The 23,134-nt window shown below is 69.0% G+C and carries 21 protein-coding genes; 13 read left to right on the forward strand and 8 right to left on the reverse strand.

All coding sequences use genetic code 11. From position 1 onward, the window contains the following. The first annotated feature begins 31 nt into the window (after positions 1-31). The 8 genes from PK98_RS06010 (at position 32) to PK98_RS06045 (ending at position 10,919) form a co-directional block, all read left to right on the forward strand. Positions 32-2,503: a VirB4 family type IV secretion/conjugal transfer ATPase gene (locus tag PK98_RS06010; RefSeq protein ID WP_081996053.1), complete on the forward strand. Its 2,472-nt coding sequence runs from the start codon at positions 32-34 to the stop codon at positions 2,501-2,503. Next, positions 2,500-3,711, forward strand: coding sequence for a type IV secretion system protein (locus PK98_RS06015; protein ID WP_407637603.1), 1,212 nt, complete (start codon positions 2,500-2,502; stop codon positions 3,709-3,711). The genes PK98_RS06010 and PK98_RS06015 overlap by 4 nt, the downstream gene beginning before the upstream one ends. Beyond that, on the forward strand, positions 3,708-4,505 hold the full coding sequence (locus PK98_RS06020; RefSeq protein ID WP_052208103.1) for a TrbG/VirB9 family P-type conjugative transfer protein: 798 nt from the start codon (positions 3,708-3,710) through the stop codon (positions 4,503-4,505). The genes PK98_RS06015 and PK98_RS06020 overlap by 4 nt, the downstream gene beginning before the upstream one ends. After that, positions 4,502-5,620: a TrbI/VirB10 family protein gene (locus tag PK98_RS06025; protein ID WP_039095022.1), complete on the forward strand. Its 1,119-nt coding sequence runs from the start codon at positions 4,502-4,504 to the stop codon at positions 5,618-5,620. The genes PK98_RS06020 and PK98_RS06025 overlap by 4 nt, the downstream gene beginning before the upstream one ends. Positions 5,621-5,638: 18 nt before the next feature. Next, positions 5,639-6,679 (forward strand): P-type DNA transfer ATPase VirB11, encoded by a 1,041-nt coding sequence (gene virB11 / locus PK98_RS06030; protein ID WP_039095024.1) that lies wholly within the window; start codon positions 5,639-5,641, stop codon positions 6,677-6,679. A 151-nt stretch (positions 6,680-6,830) separates the two neighbouring features. Continuing rightward, the gene (locus PK98_RS06035; protein WP_039096311.1) at positions 6,831-8,957 is read left to right on the forward strand and encodes an RNA degradosome polyphosphate kinase; all 2,127 of its coding nucleotides are present in this window, start codon (positions 6,831-6,833) and stop codon (positions 8,955-8,957) included. Continuing rightward, a complete protein-coding gene (locus PK98_RS06040) occupies positions 8,954-10,480 on the forward strand; it encodes a Ppx/GppA family phosphatase (protein ID WP_052208105.1) in 1,527 nt (508 codons plus the stop codon). Before PK98_RS06035 ends, PK98_RS06040 begins: the two co-directional genes overlap by 4 nt. Positions 10,481-10,544: 64 nt before the next feature. Continuing rightward, positions 10,545-10,919, forward strand: coding sequence for a hypothetical protein (locus tag PK98_RS06045; protein ID WP_039095026.1), 375 nt, complete (start codon positions 10,545-10,547; stop codon positions 10,917-10,919). Here PK98_RS06045 and PK98_RS06050 read toward each other — a convergent pair whose 3' ends face one another. Genes PK98_RS06050 through PK98_RS06060 form a run of 3 tightly spaced genes read right to left on the reverse strand, consistent with a single transcriptional unit; the run spans position 10,920 to position 14,260 of the window. After that, positions 10,920-11,783 (reverse strand): alpha/beta hydrolase, encoded by an 864-nt coding sequence (locus tag PK98_RS06050; RefSeq protein ID WP_039095028.1) that lies wholly within the window; start codon positions 11,781-11,783, stop codon positions 10,920-10,922. 45 nt (positions 11,784-11,828) lie between these two features. After that, a complete protein-coding gene (locus PK98_RS06055; RefSeq protein ID WP_052208388.1) occupies positions 11,829-13,796 on the reverse strand; it encodes a TonB-dependent receptor plug domain-containing protein in 1,968 nt (655 codons plus the stop codon). 32 nt (positions 13,797-13,828) lie between these two features. Next, positions 13,829-14,260 carry a nuclear transport factor 2 family protein gene (locus tag PK98_RS06060; RefSeq protein WP_081996055.1) on the reverse strand — a complete coding sequence of 144 codons (432 nt, stop codon included), beginning with the start codon at positions 14,258-14,260 and terminating at the stop codon, positions 13,829-13,831. A 121-nt stretch (positions 14,261-14,381) separates the two neighbouring features. On the opposite strand from PK98_RS06060, the gene PK98_RS06065 reads away from it, so the two are divergent. Then, entirely contained in the window at positions 14,382-15,506 is a 1,125-nt protein-coding gene (locus PK98_RS06065; RefSeq protein WP_039095034.1) for a cobalamin-independent methionine synthase II family protein, read from the forward strand. Then, the gene (locus PK98_RS06070; RefSeq protein WP_052208107.1) at positions 15,506-16,273 is read left to right on the forward strand and encodes an IclR family transcriptional regulator; all 768 of its coding nucleotides are present in this window, start codon (positions 15,506-15,508) and stop codon (positions 16,271-16,273) included. Before PK98_RS06065 ends, PK98_RS06070 begins: the two co-directional genes overlap by 1 nt. A 64-nt stretch (positions 16,274-16,337) precedes the next feature. On the opposite strand, the gene desA is transcribed toward PK98_RS06070, so the two are convergent. Both desA and PK98_RS06080 read right to left on the reverse strand, forming a co-directional pair. After that, the gene (desA, locus tag PK98_RS06075) at positions 16,338-17,747 is read right to left on the reverse strand and encodes a syringate O-demethylase (protein WP_039095037.1); all 1,410 of its coding nucleotides are present in this window, start codon (positions 17,745-17,747) and stop codon (positions 16,338-16,340) included. 19 nt (positions 17,748-17,766) lie between these two features. Then, complete coding sequence (locus tag PK98_RS06080) at positions 17,767-18,468, reverse strand: alpha/beta fold hydrolase (RefSeq protein WP_052208109.1); 702 nt, start codon at positions 18,466-18,468, stop codon at positions 17,767-17,769. Between the two features lie 125 nt (positions 18,469-18,593). On the opposite strand from PK98_RS06080, the gene PK98_RS06085 reads away from it, so the two are divergent. Next, positions 18,594-19,478, forward strand: coding sequence for a methylenetetrahydrofolate reductase (locus tag PK98_RS06085; RefSeq protein WP_039095041.1), 885 nt, complete (start codon positions 18,594-18,596; stop codon positions 19,476-19,478). Positions 19,479-19,497: 19 nt separating this feature from the next. Continuing rightward, positions 19,498-20,379 carry a bifunctional methylenetetrahydrofolate dehydrogenase/methenyltetrahydrofolate cyclohydrolase FolD gene (folD, locus tag PK98_RS06090; RefSeq protein WP_039095043.1) on the forward strand — a complete coding sequence of 294 codons (882 nt, stop codon included), beginning with the start codon at positions 19,498-19,500 and terminating at the stop codon, positions 20,377-20,379. A gap of 7 nt (positions 20,380-20,386) precedes the next feature. On the opposite strand, the gene PK98_RS06095 is transcribed toward folD, so the two are convergent. Continuing rightward, positions 20,387-21,352 (reverse strand): magnesium and cobalt transport protein CorA, encoded by a 966-nt coding sequence (locus PK98_RS06095; protein ID WP_039095045.1) that lies wholly within the window; start codon positions 21,350-21,352, stop codon positions 20,387-20,389. A 74-nt stretch (positions 21,353-21,426) separates the two neighbouring features. Here PK98_RS06095 and PK98_RS06100 point away from each other — a divergent pair, with 74 nt between their 5' ends. Next, positions 21,427-22,185 (forward strand): competence/damage-inducible protein A, encoded by a 759-nt coding sequence (locus PK98_RS06100; RefSeq protein ID WP_039095047.1) that lies wholly within the window; start codon positions 21,427-21,429, stop codon positions 22,183-22,185. Here PK98_RS06100 and PK98_RS17150 read toward each other — a convergent pair. Next, a complete protein-coding gene (locus tag PK98_RS17150) occupies positions 22,182-22,400 on the reverse strand; it encodes a hypothetical protein (protein WP_039095048.1) in 219 nt (72 codons plus the stop codon). The genes PK98_RS06100 and PK98_RS17150 overlap by 4 nt on opposite strands. Before the next feature lie 81 nt (positions 22,401-22,481). Further along, complete coding sequence (locus PK98_RS15925) at positions 22,482-23,063, reverse strand: hypothetical protein (RefSeq protein ID WP_152608546.1); 582 nt, start codon at positions 23,061-23,063, stop codon at positions 22,482-22,484. Positions 23,064-23,134: the final 71 nt, after the last annotated feature.

A 23,134-nucleotide genomic window follows, 5' to 3' on the forward strand; every position in this document is an offset into this window, starting at 1 on the left:
CGCCCAAGTCGGCGCGCAAGGAGCAGGACGCATGAAAACCAAGTGGCTCGGCGCCGCGGCATGGAGCGCGAAGGAAGCGCATGCCGGCGACCGTCTGCCCTATGCGCGGCTGCTGGACGGCAATACCGTGCTGCTGCGCGACGGGTCGCTGATGGCGGCGCTGCAGGTGCCGGGCCTGCTGTTCGAGACGGAGGATACCGACGCGCTGAACGCCCATGCCGCCACGCGGGAGGTCATGCTGCGGTCCGCCCTCGATGCGCGGTTCGTGCTGTACCACCACGTGATCCGCCGCCGCGTGGCGGTGGACCTGCCTGCCACCTTCGACGATCCGCTCGCCGCGCATATCGACCGCCGCTGGAACCAGAAGCTGCAGGGCGGATCGCTGTTCGTGAACGATCAGTTCGTGACGCTGGTGCGCCGCCCGGCCCGGGGCAAGGCCGGTCTGGCCGAGCGTGCCGGCAAGCTGTGGAAGCGTCGCGGGCGCGAACAGCTGGAAGCCGATCCCAAGGATCTGCGCTCGCTCCGTGCTGCGCTGCAGGCGCTTGCCGCCTCGCTGGGTGATTATGGCGCGCAGCCGCTGGGCGACTATGCCGGCCCGCATGGCGGGACGAACAACGAGCTGCTGGAACTGCTCAGCGCCCTGTTCAACGGCGAGATGCGCCCGGTACGCCGGCCGGAGGACGACACCGACATCGGCCGCATGCTGCCTTATCGCCGCGCCAGCTTCGGCGTCGATGCGATGGAGCTGCGCGGCGCCGGCGGCAATGCCGCGCCCGATTTCGGCGCCATGCTCAGCCTGAAGGACTATCCGGAGGCGACCAGCCCCGGCCTGCTCGATCCCATGCTGCGCCTGCCGTGCGAGATGATCGTGACGGAAAGTTTCGCGCCGCAGGAACGGCAGACCGCGCGCGAGCGGATCGACCTGTCGCTTCGCCGCCTGCGCTCCGCGGACGAGGAAGCGCAGGCCGAGCGGGGCGACATGCTCGCCGCGCGTGATGGCCTGGGCAGCGGCTCGGTCATCTTCGGCGATCATCATCTCAGCGTGCTGGTGCGCGAGACCGACCTCGCCCGGCTGGACGATGCCACCGCCGCCGTTGCCGCCGCGCTGGCCGATACCGGCGCGATCACCGTCCGCGAGGACACGAATCTGGAGCCGGCATTCTGGGGCCAGTTCCCCGGCAACGAAGGCTTCCTGGTCCGCCGCGCACTGATCACCAGCGCAAACATGGCCAGCTTCGGCAGCCTGCACGGCTTCGCGCTGGGCCAGGCCGAAAACAACCATTGGGGCGATGCCGTCACCCTGCTGGAGACGACCAGCGCGACGCCGTTCTTCTTCAACTTCCACCATGGCGATCTCGGCAACTTCTCCGTCATCGGCCCGTCCGGCTCCGGCAAGACGGTGGTGATGAACTTCCTGGCGGCACAGGCGCAGAAGTTCAGCCCGCGAACAGTATTGTTCGATAAGGATCGCGGTGCGGAGCTGTTCATCCGCGGCATCGGCGGCCGCTACGATCGCATCCATGCGGGGGAGCCGACCGGCTTCAACCCGATGGCCATGCCGGACAGCCCGTCGGCCCGCGCCTTCCTGCGGGACTGGCTGACCGTGCTGCTGAAGGCCGAAGGGCCGGAGGAACTGGCCACCATCGCCGGTGCGGTGGATGCCGCCTACGCCAATGCCCCGCACCTGCGCCGGCTGCGTTTCTTCCGAGAATTGCTGTCGGGCACACGTCGGCCGCAGGCGGGGGATCTGGCCGACCGGCTGAGCCCGTGGATCGAGGATGGCGAGCATGGGTGGCTGTTCGACAACGCGACCGACCGGCTGGACCTGTCCACCCGGGTCATGGGCTTCGACATGAGCGCGCTGCTGGAGAACCCGCGGCTTCGCACGCCGACCATGATGTACCTGTTCCACCGCATCGAGGAGCGGCTGGACGGCATGCCCACGATGATCCTGATCGACGAGGGCTGGAAAGCGCTGGATGACGAGGTGTTCGCCGCCCGCATCCGCGACTGGTTGAAGACGCTGCGCAAACGCAACGCGCTGGTCGGCTTCGCCACGCAGAGCGCCCGCGATGCGCTGGACAGCCGCATCTCCACCGCGCTGGTCGAACAGACCGCCACCATGGTGTTCATGCCCAACGCCCGCGCCCGCGAAGAGGATTATTGCGAGGGGTTCGGCCTCACGCGGCACGAACTCAGCCTGATCCGCAGCCTGCCCGCGCACAGCCGCGCCTTCCTGGTGCGGCAGCCCGATGCATCCGTGGTGGTCCGGCTGGACCTGTCCGGCGCACCGGAGGTGCTGACCATCCTGTCCGGCCGCGAAAGCACCGTGCGCCGGCTGGATGCGATCCGCGCCAGCGTGGGGGACGAGCCGGCCGCCTGGTATCCGCTGCTGACCAACCAGCCGTGGCCCGGCACGATGGCAGAACCGGACTATGCCGACCTGCCGATCCCGGCACCCACGCCCGTGCCCGCCTTCCTGACGCAGGAGGCGGCCGAGTGAGCGCCGCCGGCCTGACCCCGGCTTTGTGTCAGGAGGCGATGGACGGCGTCGGCAGCGGTGTGGCGATGTCGCTGCGCGCGGTCGACTGCGCCGCCGCCGCCACCTCGCAGGCGGCATTCGGGCGCCTGTTCGCCAGCGATGGCGCGCTGCTGCCGGCGCTGACCATCCTGCTGACGCTGTATGTCGCCTTCTTCGCCTTCGGCCTGATCACCGGGCGCAGCACGCTGGGCATTTCCGCCCTGACGCCGCGCATGGTCACGCTGGGCCTGGTGCTGACCTTTGCGACAAGCTGGGCTGCCTACCAGGGCACGATGTACAATCTGGTGATCGGCGCGCCCAACCAGATCGCCAACATCCTGACCGGAACCGAAGGATCCGCCACCACCGTCTTCGCCGACAAGATCGATGTGGTGTTCGCCGCCCTGATCGAAGCCAGCGGGGACGAGGCGGCGGAGGGCGCGCCCTCCACCTTCTCGCCGCCCGGCCTGTTGTGGCTCGGTGGCACATTGCTGCTGCTGGGCACGGTCGGTCTGCTCGCCACCTGCAAGATCGCACTGGCGATCCTGATGGCGCTGGGACCGATCTTCGTGGTGCTGGCGCTGTTCAACGGCACGCGCGGCCTGTTCACCGGCTGGCTCAAGGGCGTGGTGCTGCTGGCGATCACGCCACTGTTCGCGGTGCTCGGCGGGTCGCTGATGCTGGAACTGGCCGTGCCCGTCCTGCGCGCGCTGACTGTGGTACCGGGCGAGATCGAGCCGCGTGCGGCCATGGCCTTCTTCATGATCGGGGCGGTCCACATGGCGCTGATGATCATGGTGCTGAAGGTCGCCGGCACCATGGTCGCGGGCTGGACCGTATTCGGCCTGACCGGCCGCGATGCGGACAAGGCCGACAATGCGGTCACCGCTGCTGCTGCCGCCCGCGGGGCTGCCACTGCAGTCGTCGCGGCCGGTCCGGCCGGCGCTGCCCGCACCGCCAGCGCCGCGCCCTCGCGCGACATCCGCATGACCGCTGCCAGCCTGCCATCCGCCGCCAATGATCGCGGCAGTACCGGCACGGTCTCCACGCGCGAGACGCGTATCATCGGCGCTGCGGCACCAGGCGCCGGCAGCATCGCCGACCAGGCGGGCCCGTCGCGCGCCCGCGGTGTCGGCAGCCGTTTCCGCGCCGCGCCGCCGCGCGGCTCCAAGTCCAGGACCACACCATGATCCGCCCCATCCTGCTTGCCGCGCTGCTCGTGGCCGCCATTCCTGCCAGGGCCGATGATCGACGCCTGGTGGAACATTTCTACAATGCGGACGAAGTGGTCCAGCTGCAGGGTCGTGCCAACGTCCAGGCCGCCATCCGCTTCGCCGAGAACGAGCATATCGAGAACGTCGCTATTGGCGACTCCCAGAGCTGGCAGGTCACCCCCAACAAGCGGGCCAACCTGCTGTTCGTGAAGCCACTGGCGGACCGCGCCGCCACCAACATGACGGTGGTGACGGACAAGCGCACCTATCTGTTCGATCTCGTCGCCAGCCCGGCCAACCGCAACCCGACCTACCTGCTGGCCTTCACCTACCCGGAGGAGCCGGAGGAGGAGGATGAGGCGCAACTGGCGGGCCAGGGTGCCGCCGGGGCGCCGACCGCGATCGAGCTTGCCGCGGCGACCGATCCCTATGCAGTGGTCGACCCGGTCCTGCTGAACCATGATTGGCGCCGTTTCGGCGACAGCGGGCTGCTGCCGAACACGATCTATGACGATGGCACGGCAACCTTCATGTCCTGGGCAGCCGGCACGCCGCTGCCGGCCATTCTCATCCAGGATCTGGAGGGAACCGAGGGGCCGGTGAACTACGCCGTTCGTGGAGAGCAGATCGTGGTCGATGGTGTGCCACGCCGGCTCATCCTGCGTTCGGGCGATGATATTGCCACCCTTGTCAACGAAGGTCCCGTTCGCGCGCCTTCCGCTTCCGCCGCCGCCCCCAGAGCGGTCGCCAGCACGGAGATACGCCGATGAAACTCGCCAACCGCATTTCACCGTCGCGTACGAACGGCGACGCGGCGCCGGACACCGACCCGCGCGAGAACGCCTCTGCCGAGGTGATCGATCTGGCAAGCCGGACCGCCTATCCGGCGGTGGCGGGGCGCAAGGGCCGGTCTGATGCCGTCGGCCTGGCTGCCGGCATCGGCTTCGTCGCGTTGCTGGGCGCGGCGACGCTGTGGGGCCTCAATGCCAGCCGCGTGCCGGATGCTCCGCAAGGCACCGCCCCGGTGGTGCAGAACGGGCCGCCCAACGCGTTTATCCCGACCGACCCACTCACGCCGGTGCCGGTGCTGAACGGCGTGCCGGCCGGTGCGCCCGTACCATCGCCGGTCTTCGCCTCCCCGCCGCAGACCGCCGCCATGCCGATGGGCAACCCCTATGCCAGCCCCACGGTGGTGTTCGATGCCGGCGCCATGCCCGCCGCTGCCGCCGGCGCGCTGGCAGGCGCCCCCGCTGGTGAGGCGACCGCCGGCACCGGCACGACGGCGGCGGATTTCGCCAGCCGCGTCGGCGGCGTGGGCGGTGGCCCGGCCGTGGCCCGCACCGATGTCGATCCGCGCACCACGGTGACGCAGGGGACCATGATCCCCGCCGTGCTGGAAACCGCCATCAACACCGACGTGCCCGGCTTCGCCCGCGCCGTGGTCAGCCAGGACGTGCGCAGCTTCGACGGCACGCGCATCCTGGTCCCGCGCTCCAGCCGGCTGATCGGGCAGTACCAGTCCGGCCTGCAGGCCGGCCAGCGGCGCGCCTACGTCATCTGGACCCGCCTGATCCGTCCCGACGGCGTGTCCGTTGCACTGGCCAGCCCCGCCAGTGCGTTCGACGGCAGCGGCGGCCTGCCGGGCCGGGTGGACAACCACTTCTTCCAGCGCTTCGGATCGTCCATCCTGCTGTCGGTGATCGGCGGGCTGACCGCGGTCGCCAGCGGCGGCACCTCGGTCGTGCTGGGCGGCGGGCAGGATGCGGCCAGCACTGCGCTGCAGCAGAGCGGCCAGATTGCGCCCACCGTGCGGGTGCGCCAGGGCGAACCGATTCGCGTATTCACCGCGCGCGACCTGGACTTCAGCCAGGCACCCCGCCTGTGATCCCGGGCCTGTAAGGCCATGGCAGCCGAAATCGTCCACCTCGGCAGCCCGGTCGACGAGCTTGGCGCAGCCGAGCCCGATGCGCCGCGCATCGTCAGCGGCAGCGTCTATCTCGACGCCTACCTCGCCCCGTTCCGCCAGTGGCTGGAACGGGACACGGTGACGGAGATCATGGTCAACCGCCCCGGCGAGGTGTGGGTGGAGGATGCCGCGCAGCCCGGCATGCAGCGGATCGTCGCGCCGGAGATCGACGATCGCCTGGTGCAGCGCCTGGCCGAACAGGTTGCCCGCGTCAGCCACCAGGGCATCAACCGCGAACACCCGCTGCTGGGCGCGACCCTGCCGGCGGACGGCTTTGGCGGCGCGCGCATCCAGTTCTGCGGCCCGCCCGCGACCCGGCGCCATTGGGCCATGGCGATCCGCCGCCATCGCCGGCTGGACCTGCCGCTCGACGCCTATGACACCGGCCCGCTGCTGGCGCCGGTGGAGCCCGACATGCCGGACTCGGCGCAGGCTCCGATCGCGTTCCTGCGGGCGGCTATCCGCGCGCGCAAGACGATCCTGATCTCCGGCGGCACCAGCACCGGCAAGACCACCTTCCTCAATGCCATGCTGGGCGAGATCCCGCCGCACGAACGCGTCATCCTGGTGGAGGACACGCCCGAACTGCGCCTGCCCGGCGCCAATGGCTTGGGCCTGGTGGCGGTCAAGGGCGAGCTGGGCGAAGCCAAGGTCACCGCCAACGAACTGCTGCAATCGGCCCTCCGCCTGCGTCCCGATCGCATCGTGCTGGGCGAGCTGCGCGGCGCGGAAAGCGTCAGCTTCCTGCGCGCCATCAACACCGGTCACCCGGGCAGCTTCTCCACCATCCACGCCAATTCGCTGCGCGGCGCGCTGGAACAGCTGGCGCTGATGGTCATGCAGACCGGCATCGGCCTGACCCGCAGCGACACCATCGCCTATGCCGCATCGGTGATCGACGTCATCGTGCAGCTGGATCGCAGCGATGGTCGCCGCGGCATCAGCGCAATCGCACGGCCGGGCGACATCCTGCCCTGAGCCGCGCTGCTTCCAAATGACGCATTGCCCGGCTAGCGGGGGCAGGCAGGCCGGATCCGCTCCGGCCAATCACCTTGGAGTCCAGTGACCGGTCATGAGCAGCACCGCGCAGAATGCCCGCCCCGACAGCATCGTCACGACCGAAGCCCTGATGGTCGGTCCGGCCGCCCCGGAAGACCGCTACTTCAACCGCGAACTCAGCTGGCTGTCGTTCAACGATCGCGTCCTCGCCGAAGCCTGCAACAGCGCCTATCCGCTGCTGGAACGCCTGCGCTTCCTGTCGATCAGCGGCAGCAATCTGGACGAGTTCCTGATGATCCGCGCGGCCGGGCTGGCGGGCCAGATCCGCAGCAAGATCGGCAACATGTCGCTCGACGGCCGCACCCCCGGGCAGCAGCTGGCCGCCATCACCGCCAAGGTGCTGGACCTGACCGGCAAGCAGCAGTCGATCCTGGCGGACGTGAAGCAGCTGCTGGCGGCGCAGGGCATCGTCATCGCGGGCGAGGACCGGATCGATGCGGAAGCCGACGGCTGGCTGCAGAACTATTTCCTGAACTCCATCATGCCGGTCATCACGCCGCAGGCAATCGACCCGGCACATCCCTTCCCCTTCGTGGCCAATCGCGGCATCGGCGTGCTGTTCAACCTCACGCGGGAGGATGATGGCAGCAGCCTGGTGGAAATGGTGCTGATCCCCAGCGCGCTGCCCCGCTTCGTGCGGGTGCCGGGCGCCGATGCGCTGTATCTCACCACCGAACAGATCGTGTGCCGCTATGCCACCTTGCTGTTCCCCGGCTTCCGCGTCGATGGCGACGGCGTGTTCCGCCTGCTGCGCGACAGCGATATCGAGCTGGAGGAAGATGCGGAGGATCTGGTCCGCTACTACCGCACCGCCATCCAGCGCCGCCGTCGCGGCAAGGTGATCCTGCTGGAGCTGGACCATGCGTTCGATCCCGCCGGGGAGCAGATGCTGCGCGACCAGCTTGGGCTGGAGCAGGCGATGGTCCTGCCGCTGGATCATCTGGTCGGCGTCTGCGACCTGGCACAGATCGTGGGCGAGGACCGGCCCGACCTGAAGTTCACCCCTTACGCCCCCCGCTATCCGGAGCGGGTGATGGAGCATGATGGCGACTGCTTCGCCGCCATCCGCGAGAAGGACATCGTGATTCATCACCCGTACGAAAGTTTCGAGGTGGTGGTCGATTTCCTGTACCAGGCGGCGAACGATCCGGCGGTGATCTCCATCAAGCAGACGCTGTACCGCGCGGGGCACCAGTCCCCGGTAATCCAGGCGCTGGTCCATGCGGCGGAGATGGGCAAGTCCGTCACCGCCGTCGTCGAGCTGAAGGCCCGGTTCGACGAGGAGCAGAACCTCAAGTGGGCCAGCGAGCTGGAGCGCGCCGGCGTGCAGGTCATCTACGGCTTCGTCGACTGGAAGACGCACGCCAAGGTGTCGCTGGTCGTGCGGCAGGAGGAGGAGGGGTACCGCACCTACTGCCATTTCGGCACGGGCAATTACCACCCGATCACGGCGCGCATCTATACCGATCTCAGCTTCTTCACCGCCGATCCCGCCATCGGGCGCGACGCGGCCAAGCTGTTCAACTTCATCACCGGCTATGTCGAGCCGCAGGGGCTGGAACGGCTGGCGCTGTCGCCACTGAACCTGCGGGAGACCCTGTACACCAAGATCGACCGCGAGATCGCCAATGCCCGCGAAGGCCGGCCCGCCAGCATCTGGGCCAAGATGAACTCGCTCACCGAACAGGGCGTGATTGACCGGCTATATGCCGCCAGCCAGGCCGGCGTGCGCGTCGTGCTGGTGGTGCGGGGCATCTGCTGCCTTCGGCCCGGCATCCTCGGCCTGTCCGAAAACATCACCGTCAAGTCGATCATCGGCCGCTTCCTGGAACACAGCCGCATCTGGGCCTTTGCGAACGGGACGGAAATGCCCAGCGGGGATGCAGAAGTGTTCATCACCAGTGCCGATGCCATGAACCGCAACCTCAACCGCCGGGTGGAGCTGCTGGTCCCGATCATCAACCAGACCGTGCACGACCAGGTGCTGGAACAGGTGCTGATGGCCAACCTGCTGGATACCGAGCAGAGCTGGCTGCTGGATGGCGAGGATGGCAGCTGGGAACGGGTGGCCGACGACGGCACCGACGGGTTCAACCTGCACGAATATTTCATGACCAATCCGTCCCTTTCCGGACGGGGCGATGCGCTGAAGGACAGCCGGGTGCCGAAGCTGACGCTACGCCGGGGCGCGGCATGATCGCCCGCGCCGGCATCCGCCGCACGGCCGCCGCGCTGGAGCGGCCGGACCGCGCGGTGATCGACATCGGGTCCAATACGGTGCGTCTGGTCGTCTATGCCGGATCGGTGCGCGCGCCGGAGGTGTTCCTGAACGAAAAGGTCAGCGCCCGGCTGGGGCAGGACCTGTCCACGACTGGAATGATGCCGGAGGCGGGAATGCAGGCCGCGCTGACCATGCTGGCCCGGGCCGCCACCATCCTGGCCGATCTGGAGATCCGCGACGTGCAGACCGTCGCCACGGCTGCGGTGCGCGAGGCGCGCAACGGCCCCGAGTTCATGGCGCGGGTCACCGAACTGGGCCTGTCGCCACGGCTGCTGACCGGGGAGGAGGAGGCGCAGACCTCCGCCATGGGCGTGATCGGTGCCTTCCCGCGCGCGGTCGGGACCGTGGCGGATCTCGGCGGCGGCAGCCTGGAACTGGTGCATATCGGCGAGGGGCGTTCGCATGGCGGCACCAGCCTGCCGCTCGGTACGCTGCGGCTGCCGGCGCTGCGCGACGGAGGTATGGAGGCGTTCCGCAGCCGGGTCGCCCGGATCGTGAGCGATGCGGAAGGCGGCGGTGAGGCCACGGGCCGGCTGTACATGGTCGGCGGCACCTGGCGCGCCTTTGCCGCATACGCCATGCGCGCGGCCGACCACCCGCTGACCGATCCGCACGGCTACCGCCTGGCCACGGACGATGCCGACCGCTACGCCCGCATCGTCGAAAAATGCACCTCGGCAGAGCTGGCGAAGATGAAGGGTATCTCCAAGACCCGTGCCGCCGTCCTGCCCGATGCCGCCGCCATGCTGCGCGTCCTGCTGGCGGAACTGAAGCCGGACAGCCTGATCTTCTCCGCCTGGGGCCTGCGCGAAGGGCTGCTGTATGGCGACCTGGATGCGGCCGCCTGCCAGCAGGATCCGCTGCTATCCGCGATCGGCCAGTTTACCGAACCGCGCGGCGCCTCCCCGTCGCTGGCTGCGACCATCACCGGCTGGACGGCGGATGTGGCCAGCGGTGCGGAGGTGCCCGAGGCTGGCAGCGAGCGGCTGCGCCTGGCGGCCACCATGCTGGCGATCGCCGCCGCCCGGCTCGAACCGAACATGCGCCTGCGCCATGCGCTGGACTGGGCGCTGGAGAAGCGCTGGCTGGCAATCGATCCGGCGGGCCGCGCCCGGCTGGCGGCGGCGCTGCACGGTGCCTGCGGCAAGCCGGTGATCGATGCCGACCTGCTGCGTCTCACCACCGAGGACCGTCTGCGCGAAGCGGTCGGCTGGGGCCTTGCCATCCGGCTGTGCCGCCGGCTGGGCGCAGGATCGCATGTGTCGCTGATGACCAGCACGCTGCGGCGCGAAGGCGGCCGTCTGGTCCTGCGGGTCGACCCGGCGCGTGCAGCCCTGGCCGCCGGTCCCGTGCTGGGCGACCTGCGCAACCTGGCCCAGTGGATGGGGCTGGAACACGAGCTGCGGATTGCCGAGCGGGAGGATGCGATCCCGGCCTGAGCGCCGGAGTTCACATCGGGTTCACGCGAGTCGGGTTGATCTGGCCTCTTCCAGGAGGCCTACCATGCGTCTCACTCTCGCTGCCACCATCGTGCTCGCCATCGCTACCGTGCCGCAGACTGCCTCAGCCCGCTACGTGCAGCGATGGCCGGCGGAATCGTCCAAGTCCCGCTTCCTGGTCCGCGCCGACGTGGTGCAGCCCATCCCGGAGATCGAGGCGCTGAACCGCACGATCGAGGAGGGTCGCGACGCGGGGCAGCTCGACCGCAAGACCGCCCGTCGCCTGCGGGGGGAGGCTGGCCGCATGGCGAGCGCGGCGCGCCGCTATGCCCGCGACGGCATGACGCCTGCGGAGCTGCACGAGCTGCGGGTCTGGGCCATCGTCACCAGGGAGCAGACGGACCTGCTCCGCGCGGAGATGAGCTACATCGGTCGCTGATCAGGCGGTGACCCGGGCGACGAAGTCCAGGATCAGCCGTTCGATCCCCCGCTCCGGCGTGCCGACGCTCAACACCGGGGAGACGTGGTTGTGCCCCGCCAGCAGGTGCATTTGGGGATAGGCGGCATGCGCCAGGCCCCAGGCCCCGACCATCTGCGCCGCCTGCGTCTGGTGGTCGGCCGGATCCAGTTCAGCCACGGTGAACAGCAGCGGCACATCGCTGCTCAACAGCCCGGCCGCGCAGGACGCCTGCGACCAGTTGCGGCGGTCCGGCCCGAAATAGGCCATTGCCCCGTCATCCGCCGCGGCATGGCGTGGATCGTAGATGCCCGACATCAGCACCGCCCCGGCGATCCCCGCGCCCGGCCCGACATGCAGCGCCGGATCCGCCAGGTAGCCGCCGACATGGGTGGCCCCGGTGCAATGGCCCACAAGGACGATGCCCAGCGGATCGCCGCCATGCTCCGCCACATTGTCGCGCAGCCAGGCGACGGCACGGGCGACGTCCTCGGCCCCGGCGGGGAAGCGGTGTTCGGGCGCCAGGCGATAGTGCATGGCGGCCCCGACCAGACCCCGATTGGCGGCCATCGCGGCAACATTGTCGGGCCCGGCCTCGGCATCGGGCCACAGTTCCTGATCATATCCGCCACCGCCCACGAACAGCAGCACCGGTCGCGCGGCCGCATCGCTGCCGGGATACAGGTTCAGCCGATGCCGGACGTCCGGTCCATAGGGCACATCGCGCAGCACGCCGGCATCCGCGAGGTCGAGCAGCGGGGCGAACAGGCGGCGGGTGGCCGCAATCATGCGCGGGGTCACGTCACGCCCTTCGCGGGCGATGCTGGCGCGGAGACTCATGTTCATCCCGCCCCGTAGCCTGCGATCATGACAGGTGACAGGATTGTGCGATCAAAAACCGTATCTTACGCCCGCCCATGCGGTGAACGGCACTCCCAGGTCGATGGACCCTCCGCCATTGCGGGTGACAATGTCCGCATCCAGCAGGTTTTCGATCCGCCCGACCAGCGTCAGCGCACCGTGCACCGGCACCTGCGCGAACAGGTCCACCGTGGTCGCCGCCCGCAAGGCGTCGTCCTCCCGGTCGCCTTCGAACTGCCGCCCGACATGGCGTAGCGTGGCGGCCAGCCGCGTGCGCTCCGCCGGGTTCCAGCTCAGCGTCGCGCTGCCGGCACGGGCAGGCACCTGCGCGGGACGGAACCCGTCCAACGCGGCAGCGGCGCCGTCAGCCTCCACCTCGGCATCGGTCAGCGCCAGCGTTCCCTCCAGCGCCAGCGCCCCATGCGTCACCTCCCCCGCAAGCTCCAGCCCGCGCGCGCGGACGGCATCCAGGTTCTGCCGCTCGCGCACGCTCTGCGTCAGCGTGACATTGGCGATCGCGCCACGAATGCGGTTGTCGAACGCGGTCAGCGACAGTCGGGCCGCCGACGCCACCTGCCAGTCCATTCCTGCCTCGAACCCGGTCAGCCGCTCGTTCCGCAGCAGCGGGTTGGCATTGGTGGTCACCGGAAACACCACGAAGGGCCGATACAGCTCGTTCAGATTGGGCAGGCGGAACCCGCTATAGGCCGCCGCGCGCAGCTGCACCCCGGCGCCGGCATCGAAGGTAGCCCCTGCCCGCCAGTTCACCGCCCAGTCCGCACGGTCCGCATAGGCTTCGTCCAGCAGCAGCGCACCGCTGGCGGCCAGATTGCGCTGGTAGCCGTCGCGGATGGACCAGCGATCGGCCCGCACACCGCCCGTCAGCACCACCGCGCCCAGCTGCCAGTCATCCTCCACGAACAGGCCCAGGGTGCTGTTGACGCCGCCGGCAGAACGGCTGCCATTGGCGGCCCCGCTGGCGAGGTAGCGATCCTCCACCAGATCGCCGGCGGAGCGGCGATAATCCGCGCCCAGCCGCAGCACATGCGCCGCTCCCACGGGCGGTCGCACCTCCAGCTTGCCGCCCAGCCCGGTCGAGGGCGTGTCCCGCTGGTCCAGCGTCAGCGCGTAACTGGTGGCGGAGATCACGCGATTGGTGAAGTTGCGCCATTGCGCGTAGGCCAGCGCGTCCACCTGCCAGGGGCCACGCCCGACCAGCCGCACCGACAGGTCCTCCCCGCGGCTGCTGCTGTCCGCCCCGGCGAAGCGCAGGGTGCGATGATCGTCGAACGCCAGCCCGCGCAGCTGCACCTCCAGATCCGGCGCCACCCGCTGCACCAGCCGCGCACTGGCGGACCAGCTGTCGAACGCCGCGCGTGCAGTGGCAGGCACGCGCTGGTCGGCCGGCGTGGTGAAGAAGCCCTGCCCCCGGTCCCAGCGCCCGCTGACCACTGCGAAGCCATCACCCAGTTCGGGCGCCACCGTCGCCGACAGCGCCGTCTCCCCGCGGTGGTCGACCAGCGCCTCGCCGCTCAGCAGGCCCAGCGTCTCCGGTCCGGCACTGTCCAGTTCCACCGTGCCGGCCAGCGCGCCGGCACCGAACGGGCCGGACCCGCCGCCTCGCGTCACCCGCGCCCGCGCCAGCCGCTCGGGCGCGATGGCGCTGAACGGGATGTAGCCGAAGAACGGATCGGCCATCGGCACCCCGTCCAGCAGCAGTTGCGCCCGGCTGCTGGCATTGCCGCCCAGCGCCCGCAGGGTAATCCCCTGCGCGGAAGGGTTGGAGGAGCGGCTGTCCGACCGGCGGAATTGCTGGAACCCCGCAACGTTGCTCAGCACATCCTCCAGCCGGCCGGATGCGCTGCGGCTGATCGCCTCCCGCCCGATCGTGACCGTACCATAGGCCGGTGTTGCCGGCGTGTCCGGCAGCCCCGTGCCGGTCACGATGATCGACGCCGTCTCCTGCGCCATGGCCGACACTGCCCCACCCGCCAGCATCGCTGCCGGCGCGGCCCACAGCAGGCGGCGGTTCACGGGCGGAAATCCAGCCCGCCGACCCGTTCGGCAAAGCGCCACCCATCGGCGGTGCGTACCAGCCGATCGGTGTAGCTGCCCACCAGCGGCCCTGTCGCATCGCGCACCGCGAGCCCGCCCTCGGCCGGCACCTCGCCGGTGAACAGCAGCATCACGCTGAAGGCGGTGGCGTGATGGCCATCCACCACATCGACCACGATGTTGCCGACCATATGCCGCTGCGGCCGGGCTGGCCTGGCGGTGAAGCTGGCCAGGATGGCCTCGCGCCCGGTGACGAACTCGCCCGGGCGGCTGGGCCGGGCAAAGCGCCCGTCATCGGTATACAGCCCGGCCACGCGGGCCCACTCCCCGGCATCGGCCAGGTTGGCATAGAGGCGGATCAGGCGCCCGCAATCCGCCTCGATCGCGCGGCGTTCGTCATTGGTCATGCCGCGGCCCGTGCCACAGCGGACAGGGGCCGCCAAGAGCAGGCCGACGCCGCTCCTCATGCTTGCGGAAAGTTCGCATACGTGAAAGATGAAGCATCGTTCATTCCCGAGGACATTCGCCATGATCTCCACCACCCATGTCGGCAGCCTGCCGCGTGGCGCCGCCCTCGTCCCTCTGCTGCTGGCCCGCGACAAGGGGGAGCCGTACGACGCGGCCGCATTCGACACCGCCGTGCAGGCGGCGGTGGACGAAGCCGTGCAGCAGCAGGTTGCCGCGGGCGTGTCGATCGTGTCGGACGGGGAGCTCGGCAAGATCGGCTACTCCACCTACATCCAGGAACGCCTGTCGGGCTTCGGCGGCCACACGCCACGCAAGCCGGCGCGGGATCTGGCGGACGTGCCGGAACTAGCGGCCAAGCTGGCGCACATCATGGGCGCGCAGGAGTTCAGCCGCGCCAGCGCCATCGGCAAGGTGGAACTGGTCAACCTGCAGCCGCTGCATGATGATACGCGCCGTTTCCGCACGGCGCTGGACCGGCACGGCGCGGGCGTCAGGGGCTTCCTCAACGCCGCCAGCCCCGGCCTGATCACCGCCTTCCAGCCCAATGCCTTCTACCCCAGCCACGAGGCCTATCTGGCCGACCTGGTCACCGCCATGCGGCCGGAATACGAGGCGATCATTGCCGCCGGCTTCGACCTGCAGCTGGACTGCCCCGACCTGGCGATGAGCCGGCACACCGGCTACCAGGACATGGACGAGGCGGAATTCCTGCGCACCATCAGCGCCAATGTGGCGGCGCTGAACGCGGCCACCGCGAACATCCCGGCCGAACGGATGCGGATGCATGTGTGCTGGGGCAATTACGAAGGGCCCCACGATCACGACATTCCGCTGGAACGGATCATCGACATCGTGCTTGCCGCCCGGCCGCAGACCATCCTGTTCGAAGCCGCCAATCCGCGGCACGAGCATGAATGGGTGGTGTGGCGCGCGGCCGACCTGGCCGGCAAGGTGCTGGCCCCCGGCCTGATCGACAGTTGCAGCAACTATATCGAGACGCCGGAACTGATCGCCCAGCGGATCGAACGTTTCGCCGGCTTCGTGGGCAAGGATCGCGTGATCGCCAGCACCGATTGCGGCTTCGGCACCTTTGCGGGCTATGGCAAGATCGACCCCGCCGTGACGTGGAAGAAGCTCGCCAACCTGCGCGCCGGCGCCGACCTGGCGGATGGCAGGATCGGCTGATGGCGGCCGAGCAGGACGAAATCCCGCCGGCCGCGCTGTCGCCGGCGGTCAAGTCGGCCACGCGCACGCTGGACATCATCGAGTATGTTGTCGCCACGTCGCGCCCGCTGGTGGCACAGGAGATCGCCGTGGCGCTGGGCATCCCGGTGTCCAGCCTGTCCTACCTGCTCGCCACCCTGGTGGAGCGCGGCTACATCGTGCGCGAAGGGCGCCGCTATCTGCCGGGCCCGGGGCTGGAGCGGCTGCAGACCCGCCGCCATGGCCCCACCCTGGCCGATCGTGCCGCCCCGCTGGTGCAATGGCTGCGCGCCCAGCTGAACGAGACCGCCAGCTTCCTGGTCCGCGTGGACTGGGAGGCAGAGGTGCTGGTGACGCAGAGCAGCAGTCACGCGCTGCGCTATTCGCTGGATGTCGGCAGCCGGTTGCCGCTGCATGCGCTGGCGGGCGGGCGCGCCTTGCTCACCCTGATGGATGATGGCGATCTGGCACGATATTTCGCCGAGTCCACCCGGCGGCGGCTGACCCCCTCCACCATCACCAACGAAAACGGCCTGCGTCAGGCGATCGCGCAGGCGCGCGACGCCGGCATTGCCGAGACGGACGAGGAATACAGCCTCGGCATCCACGGCATGGCCTGCGTGGTCATGTCGGGGGATGTGCCGGTCGGCGCACTGTCCGTCGCCATTCCCAAGGCGCGCCTGACATCGGACCGGCACGACAAGGCGATCAAGATGCTGCAACGCGCCGCGGCGATGCTGGACAGCTAGGCCGCGACTTCGTCATCGCGAGGGGCCGCAGGCGACCCCCTTGATGACGAAGTCGGCCCCTCGATCAGGCCGAAACGCCGACACCCTTCTGCCGCCAGCTGTCGGCATAGCTGTCGCGCGCCACGTTGGAATAGGGCACCGGGCTGATCACGGCAGTGATCTCCACCTGCTCGTGCGGCTCCACGGTCGGCTTGGCCGTGCCGCCATCGGGCTCGCCCCAGACCAGCGTCACCTTCTTGCCCATGTCCACGTAATCGGGATCGATCATCGCCAGGCTCAGCATCTTGCCGGCATTGGCGGAATAGCCGATCCAGGTGGACACGCCGATCAGCTTGCCGTCGCACCGCACCTCGTCGAACGGATGCATGGAATAGACCGCGCTGGGGAACTCGAAATACTTCGCCCGGCCGCCTTCCGCGAACACGGAGGACATGACCCGCGTCACGTCCGCATCGTCCATCGCCAGCGTCACCTTGGTCCGGTGCGGCTGGTCCTTCATCCGCTCCAGCGCCTCGCGGCCGACGAAATCGTGATCGAACTTCACGATGTGTCCGTACCCGATGTCCCACGGGGTCATGTAATAGCCATCCACCGTGTCCGGCACGTAGGATCCGCCGATGGAACACATGCCTTCATAGGACTTGGCGGCCAGCCATTCGCGATACTGCACCAGCATCGGATCGCTGCCGGTGTAGATCGCCGGCAGCGGGCTCGGCAGCCAGCCGGATTCCAGCGTGTTGGACGAATAGGTCCGTCCGCCGACCAGAGTCAGGCCATGATCGCCGCCTGCCTCCACCAGCGCGGCATGGACGGCGTGGTAATCTTCCCACGGGCCATACAGCTCGTATCCCGGCTGCCCGGCCATGCCATGGCGCAGGGCCGTCACGTCGCAACCGGCAATGTCGATATGCGTCATGTTGAAGAACTTCAGGTCCGGCGGGGTCTGCCCCAGCGCGCGTTCCAGCACGGCCATCGCGTTGGGGCCCTGCAGCTGGAAACGGTAATGCCGGCGCTTGCCGTCCGTTCGCAGTGCGGTGCGCTCGTCCCGCTCCACCGTCACGTCCCAGTCGCCGGTGGCGGCATGGAATTCGACCCATTCCAGCGCCGGGGCGCGGCCCACCAGATTGAACTCCTCCTCCGCCTGGTAGAACAGGATCACGTCGCCGATGACATAGCCATCGGGCGTGACCGGCACGAACTGCTTGGCCTTGTTCACCGCGAAGTTCTTGAACGAATTGATCGCCAGGTATTCCAGCAGGCGGAAGGCATCCGGCCCGCGGACCAGCAGCTCCGCCATGTGGTAGGACTGGTTGAACAGCACCGCTGTCTCAGCCCATGCGCGCTGCTCGCTGCGCCAGTTGGAATATTCGGCCGGCACGCCAGGATAGACGTTGGGGCCGACTTGCTGGTTACGCAGGAAGTGGACGATGTCGCCCGCTTCATCCAGCTTCTGCTGCAAGGTCTGTTCGGTCATCGGCATTCCTCTCTCGTGTTTATTGTTCTGGGTGTGACAGCCATCCGGCGATGGCTTCGTTCACGGCCGCCGGTGCCTCCAGCGGCAGCATGTGGCCGGCATCGGGCACAATGACGAGCATGGCCTGGCGGATGGCAGCAGCAATGTCGCGGTGCTGTTCTGGCGGCGCCCAGCCATCCAGCGCGCCGGTCATCACCAGCACCGGGCAGGCGATCGACGGCAGCAGTCCGACCGCCTCGGGCCGGCCAAGCAGGGCCGCGATATCCTGCTCGAACCGCGCCTGCCCCTGCGCGATACACATGGCCCGCAGCGGATCGTACAGCGTGGGATCGGCCCGGTTCGCCGGTGCCAGCATCGGCGGCAGCCAGGCATCGACCAGCGCGGGAAAGCCCTGCTCCCGCCCAAGGTCGCGCAGGGCATGGCGCTTGGCGGCCTCCCCTCGCCCGACCGGATGAACACCGGTGCTGACCAGCGCCAGCCGGCGCACGCGACCGGGCGCCTGCCGCACGATTTCCAGCGCGACCCGTCCCCCCATCGAATGACCGAACAGGTCCAGCGCATCCGCACCATGCCGGTCGGCCTCGGTCAGCACGGCGCGTGCCATGGCCTGCAAGCTGTCGGCACTGCCATAGCCATCCAGCGCCCGCGCGCCGGGGAACGCCGCCAGCTGGGGCGCGAAGGTGCGCGCGTCGCAGATCAGGCCGGGCAGGAACAGCAGCATCGCAGGATCAATTCACGTCCATGAAGTTTTCACCTATCCGAAAGGATGGCTGTTCGCTAGGCCTTTGTCCATCCCGCCGGACCCGCCTAAGAACCGGCAACCAGCACCAAGGAGGGCGACAGAGCATGGCCACCGACCCTGTCAGCTACGCAGCGATCCATCCCGACTGGGAACGGGCGCGCACCAACATGGTGGACGGCTACTCGCTGGAGATGACCGCGCGAGAGCTGGACGCCTTGCAGGCCGCCGCCCCGTTCATCCGCCCACATACGCAGATCGCCGTGACGTTCCTGCCGGGCGAGGCGCTGGAGCAGCGCGTCGCCGCCGCCCGGCTGGTGCGGCAGCTGGGGTTCGAACCGATCATCCACCTGTCCGCCCGTCGGCTGACGTCCGAAGCAGAGCTCGACACCTATCTGGCGCGGGTCGCGGCGGAGGCAGGCCTGAAGCGTGTGTTCGTGATCGCCGGCGACCCGTCGCAAGCCGAAGGTCCGTTCGAGGACTCGATGCAGGTGATCGAGAGCGGCCTGCTGGAGAAGCACGGCATCACCATTGTCGGGATCGGCGGCCATCCGGAAGGGCACCCGGCGGTCGACCGCGAACAGCTGTGGCTGTGGATGGAGCGCAAGGTCGCCGCGCTGCGGGCGCGCGGGATCCTGCCGCTGGTGGTGACGCAGTTCGGCTTCGACGATGATGCCATCGTCGACTGGGTCGCCACCCTGCGCGCGCGCGGGATCGACGTGCCGGTGCGGCTGGGCGTGCCCGGCCCTGCCGGGATCAAGCGCCTGCTCGGCTTTGCCCGGCGCTGCGGCGTGGGGGCGTCGGCCACGGTGCTGAAGAAATATGGCATCTCGCTGGGCAGTCTGCTGGGCAGTGCCGGGCCGGACCGGCTGGTCGAATCGCTTGAGCGGAAGCTCGGACCGGACCATGGGCGCGTGCGACTGCATTTCTACCCGTTCGGTGCGCTGACCGCGTCCGCCGACTGGATCAACGATTACGCTGCCCGGCACTAGGGGCGCAGGGGAAGACGGCATGGAACTGATCGACGGCAAGGCGCTCGCCCGCGTGGTGGACGAGCAGACCCGGGCCGACGTTGCCGCACTGGTCGCCAGCGGCGGCCCGCGTCCGGGGCTGGCGGTGGTGCTGGTGGGCGACGATCCCGCCAGCCAGGTCTATGTCCGTCGCAAGATCAAGGGGTGCGAGGCGGTGGGCATCACCAGCTTCGAACGCCGCCTGCCGGCTTCCACGACGCAGGCCGAGCTGATGGCGGTGATCGCCGCGCTGAACGCCGACCCGCAGGTCCACGGCATCCTGTGCCAGGTACCCCTGCCCCCGCATATCGACCAGGGCGCGGTGCTGGATGCAATCCGGCCGGACAAGGATGTGGACGGCTTCCACCCGGTCAATGTCGGGCGCCTGTCGACCGGTACCGGCGGCATCGTGCCCTGCACCCCGCTGGGCGTGATGCTGCTGCTGGACAGCGTGCTGCCCGAGCTGAAGGGGCTGGACGTGGTGGTCATCGGCAAGTCCAACATCGTGGGCAAGCCCATCGCCATGCTGCTGCTTGAGCGAGAGGCGACCGTCACCGTCACGCATATCCATACCAAGGGCCTGGCCGAGATCACCCGCAAGGCCGATGTCATCGTCGCCGCGGCCGGCGCGCCGGAGCTGGTGCGCGGTTACTGGGTGAAGCCGGGCGCAGTCATCATCGATGTGGGCATCACCCGCGTGCCCGGCGCCAACGGCAAGGACCGGCTGGTGGGCGACGTCGCCTTTGCCGAGATGGGCCACGCCCGGGCCGTGACCCCGGTGCCGGGCGGCGTGGGGCCGATGACCATCGCCTGCCTGCTGAGCAACACGGTGAAGGCCGCCTGCGTTGCCGCCGGCAAGCAGCCGATGCTGGCGGACGCCTGACCGCTACCTACAGCCAACCCATCCGGCGGAAACGGGCGTAGAGGCCGGTACAGACCGCCGCCATCACGCCCAGCACCACGAAGTAGCCATACTCCCACTGCAGTTCCGGCATCCATTCGAAGTTCATGCCGTAGATCCCCGCGATCGCCGTGGGCACCGCCAGGATCGCGGCCCAGCCGGCCAGCTGCCGGCTGATGTCGCCCTGCCGGCTCTGTTCCAGCAGGCCGGCGATGTCGACGATGTTGCCCAGCGTGTCGGTCAGCCAGCGGGCGCGGCTTTCGGCGCGCTTGGCATGGTCGTAGATGTCGCGGAAGTACGGCCGCGCCCGCTCGTCGATGCAGGGCAGCGGCACCTGGCCGAGCTTGCCCGCAACCTCCTCCGTCCGGCCGGCGATATCCTCGAACCGGCGCAGTTCGCGGCGCAGGCGGAAGATGCGGCGGATGGAATCAGGACGCGGGAAGCTGCCGACGGCGGCGTCCTCCATCTCGTCCACGATCTCCTCCAGCCGGTCCAGCAGCGGGCTGTACTTGTCGACGATGAAATCGAGCAGGCCGTGCAGCACGATGTCCGGGCCTTCGGACAGCCGGTCGGGCATCGATTCCAGCCAGCCGCGCACCTCCACATGACCGTTCGCATTGCCCTGACGGACGCTGACGATGAAGTCGTGGCCCAGGAAGATCGCGGTCTGGCCATAGCCGATCCGGTCATCCTCCCCGAAGCTGGCAGTCCTGGCGATCACGAACAGCTGGTGGGCGTAGCTTTCCGCCTTGGGCATCTGCCGCCGGCCCAGCGCGTCCTCCACCGCCAGCGGGTGCAGGTCGTAGCGTTGCCGGACCTGCTCCATCTCCTCCTCCGTGGGTTCGACCAGGCCGATCCAGTCGAACTCGCCCTCCCCCGCCGGCCCGGCATCCAGGGCAAGCTGGCGGTCGATCACGGAACCGGAGCGGTAGCGGCGGGCAGCGGCGATGGTCATGCCGCCTGCGGTGCCAGAGTGGCGGCGGCCGTGCAATCTGGCGCGTGGCGAAGCTTTGCCGTATCGCCCGCGCCATGAGCACACCCCGCATCTGGACCGCAGCGCTGATCGTGATCGGGGACGAGATCCTCTCCGGCCGCACGCACGACAAGAACATCGCGCAGATCGCGGGCTGGCTGCAGATCCAGAACATCCGCCTGGCCGAGGTGCGCGTGGTGCCGGACGTGGAGGACGCCATCGTGGAGGCGGTCAACACGCTGCGCGCCCGCAACGATTACCTGTTCACCACCGGCGGCATCGGACCGACGCATGACGACATCACCGTGGACGCGATCGCCGCAGCGCTGGGCGTACCGGTGGTCGAGCATCCGGAGGCGCGCACGATCCTGGAGGAATACTACGCCACCAAAGGCGGCACCAATCCGGCGCGGCTGCGCATGGCGCGGGTGCCGGAAGGGGCGGACCTGATCCCCAACCGGATCAGCGGGGCGCCGGGCATCCGCCACGGCAACATCTACATCATGGCCGGCGTGCCGGGGATCACCGCGGGGATGCTGGATGCGCTGACCGGATCGCTGGAGGGCGGGCTGCCGCTGCTGACGGAGACGATCGGCAGCCGTGCGCCCGAGAGCGAAGTGGCGGACATCCTGCGGACGATCGAGCAGGCGCATGAGGGATGCCAAATCGGCAGCTACCCCTTCTTCAAGGAAGGGCGCAGCGGCGCCAATTTCGTGATCCGGTCGACCGATGCGGCGATGCTGGCATCGTGCCGCGACACGCTGTGCGATGCGCTGGGTGCCGCGGGGTGGGACTGGACGCCCGGAGGGCTCTAGAGCCGCGATCCCGGGCGGTCGTCCGTGTTGGTGACCGTGTGATCCGTCACCGCGGCATCGGCATCCAGGTCATGCCGCAGATCGGCCGCGCCATGCTCCGCCCGGTCGACCTCGCGCTTCGTACCGCCGCGATTGCGCAGCATGGCCCAGGCGATCACGCCGATCAGCAGGATCGGCCCCAGTATCGTCAACACGCTCCATAATCCGCCGGCCATGCTCTTCTCCGATGCTGTGTTGGCGAAGGAACGTGCGAGCGGGCGGGTGTTTCCGCGCCGCGCGGAGGGGGGTGACGAAGTTCACAGGAAACGGCCGAAAAGTGCGCGCGCCTGACGATCGGTGAACGGGTCCACATCGCAGCCGGCGGTCTGCCGGTCGAGATTGGTCACGAGGGCGAGAAGCGCGGGATTGCTGGCCTTGCGCTGGATACCCATGAAGCGGCGGCGCCACATGCGCGGTTGCAGCAGTTGCCCGAAGGCGAGCGGGGCGCGGTCGGCCTGTGTGAACTTCCAGCGCGGTTGTGTGCGGCCCTTCAAAGCGGTGTTCCAGGCAGCCACGAAGGAGCCGGCTTCGGGATGACGGCGCAGGCGATAGGCGCTTTCCCGGCTGAGCCCGAGCATCTGCGCCGCCGTGCGTACGCAGCCGGTCTGCGCGAGCAGGCCGATAAACTTGGCTTGGCGCTGCGGTGTCCAGCCATCGCGGCGGGCGCGCAGGGGCACGGGGAGGAAGGCGGGGAGGCGCAGGTAGGGCTGCCAGGGCTTGCGGCGCTTGGGCGAGGTGTTGCAGCGGTTGCTCATCGCCAGAGGCGTAAGCGCGCGGGGTGGGTGTAGGAAAATGGTTTTGGGCGAAAGCCTGCGGCGCAATACCCTTGTCGTCGCCACTGCAAAGGCGGGGGTCCGTTCACGCTGCCCCTTCAAGGGGCACTGATGTTGGGGAGCTTGTCTAGGCCATT

The sequence above is a fragment of the Croceibacterium mercuriale genome (assembly GCF_000802385.1).
GTDB lineage: Bacteria > Pseudomonadota > Alphaproteobacteria > Sphingomonadales > Sphingomonadaceae > Croceibacterium > Croceibacterium mercuriale.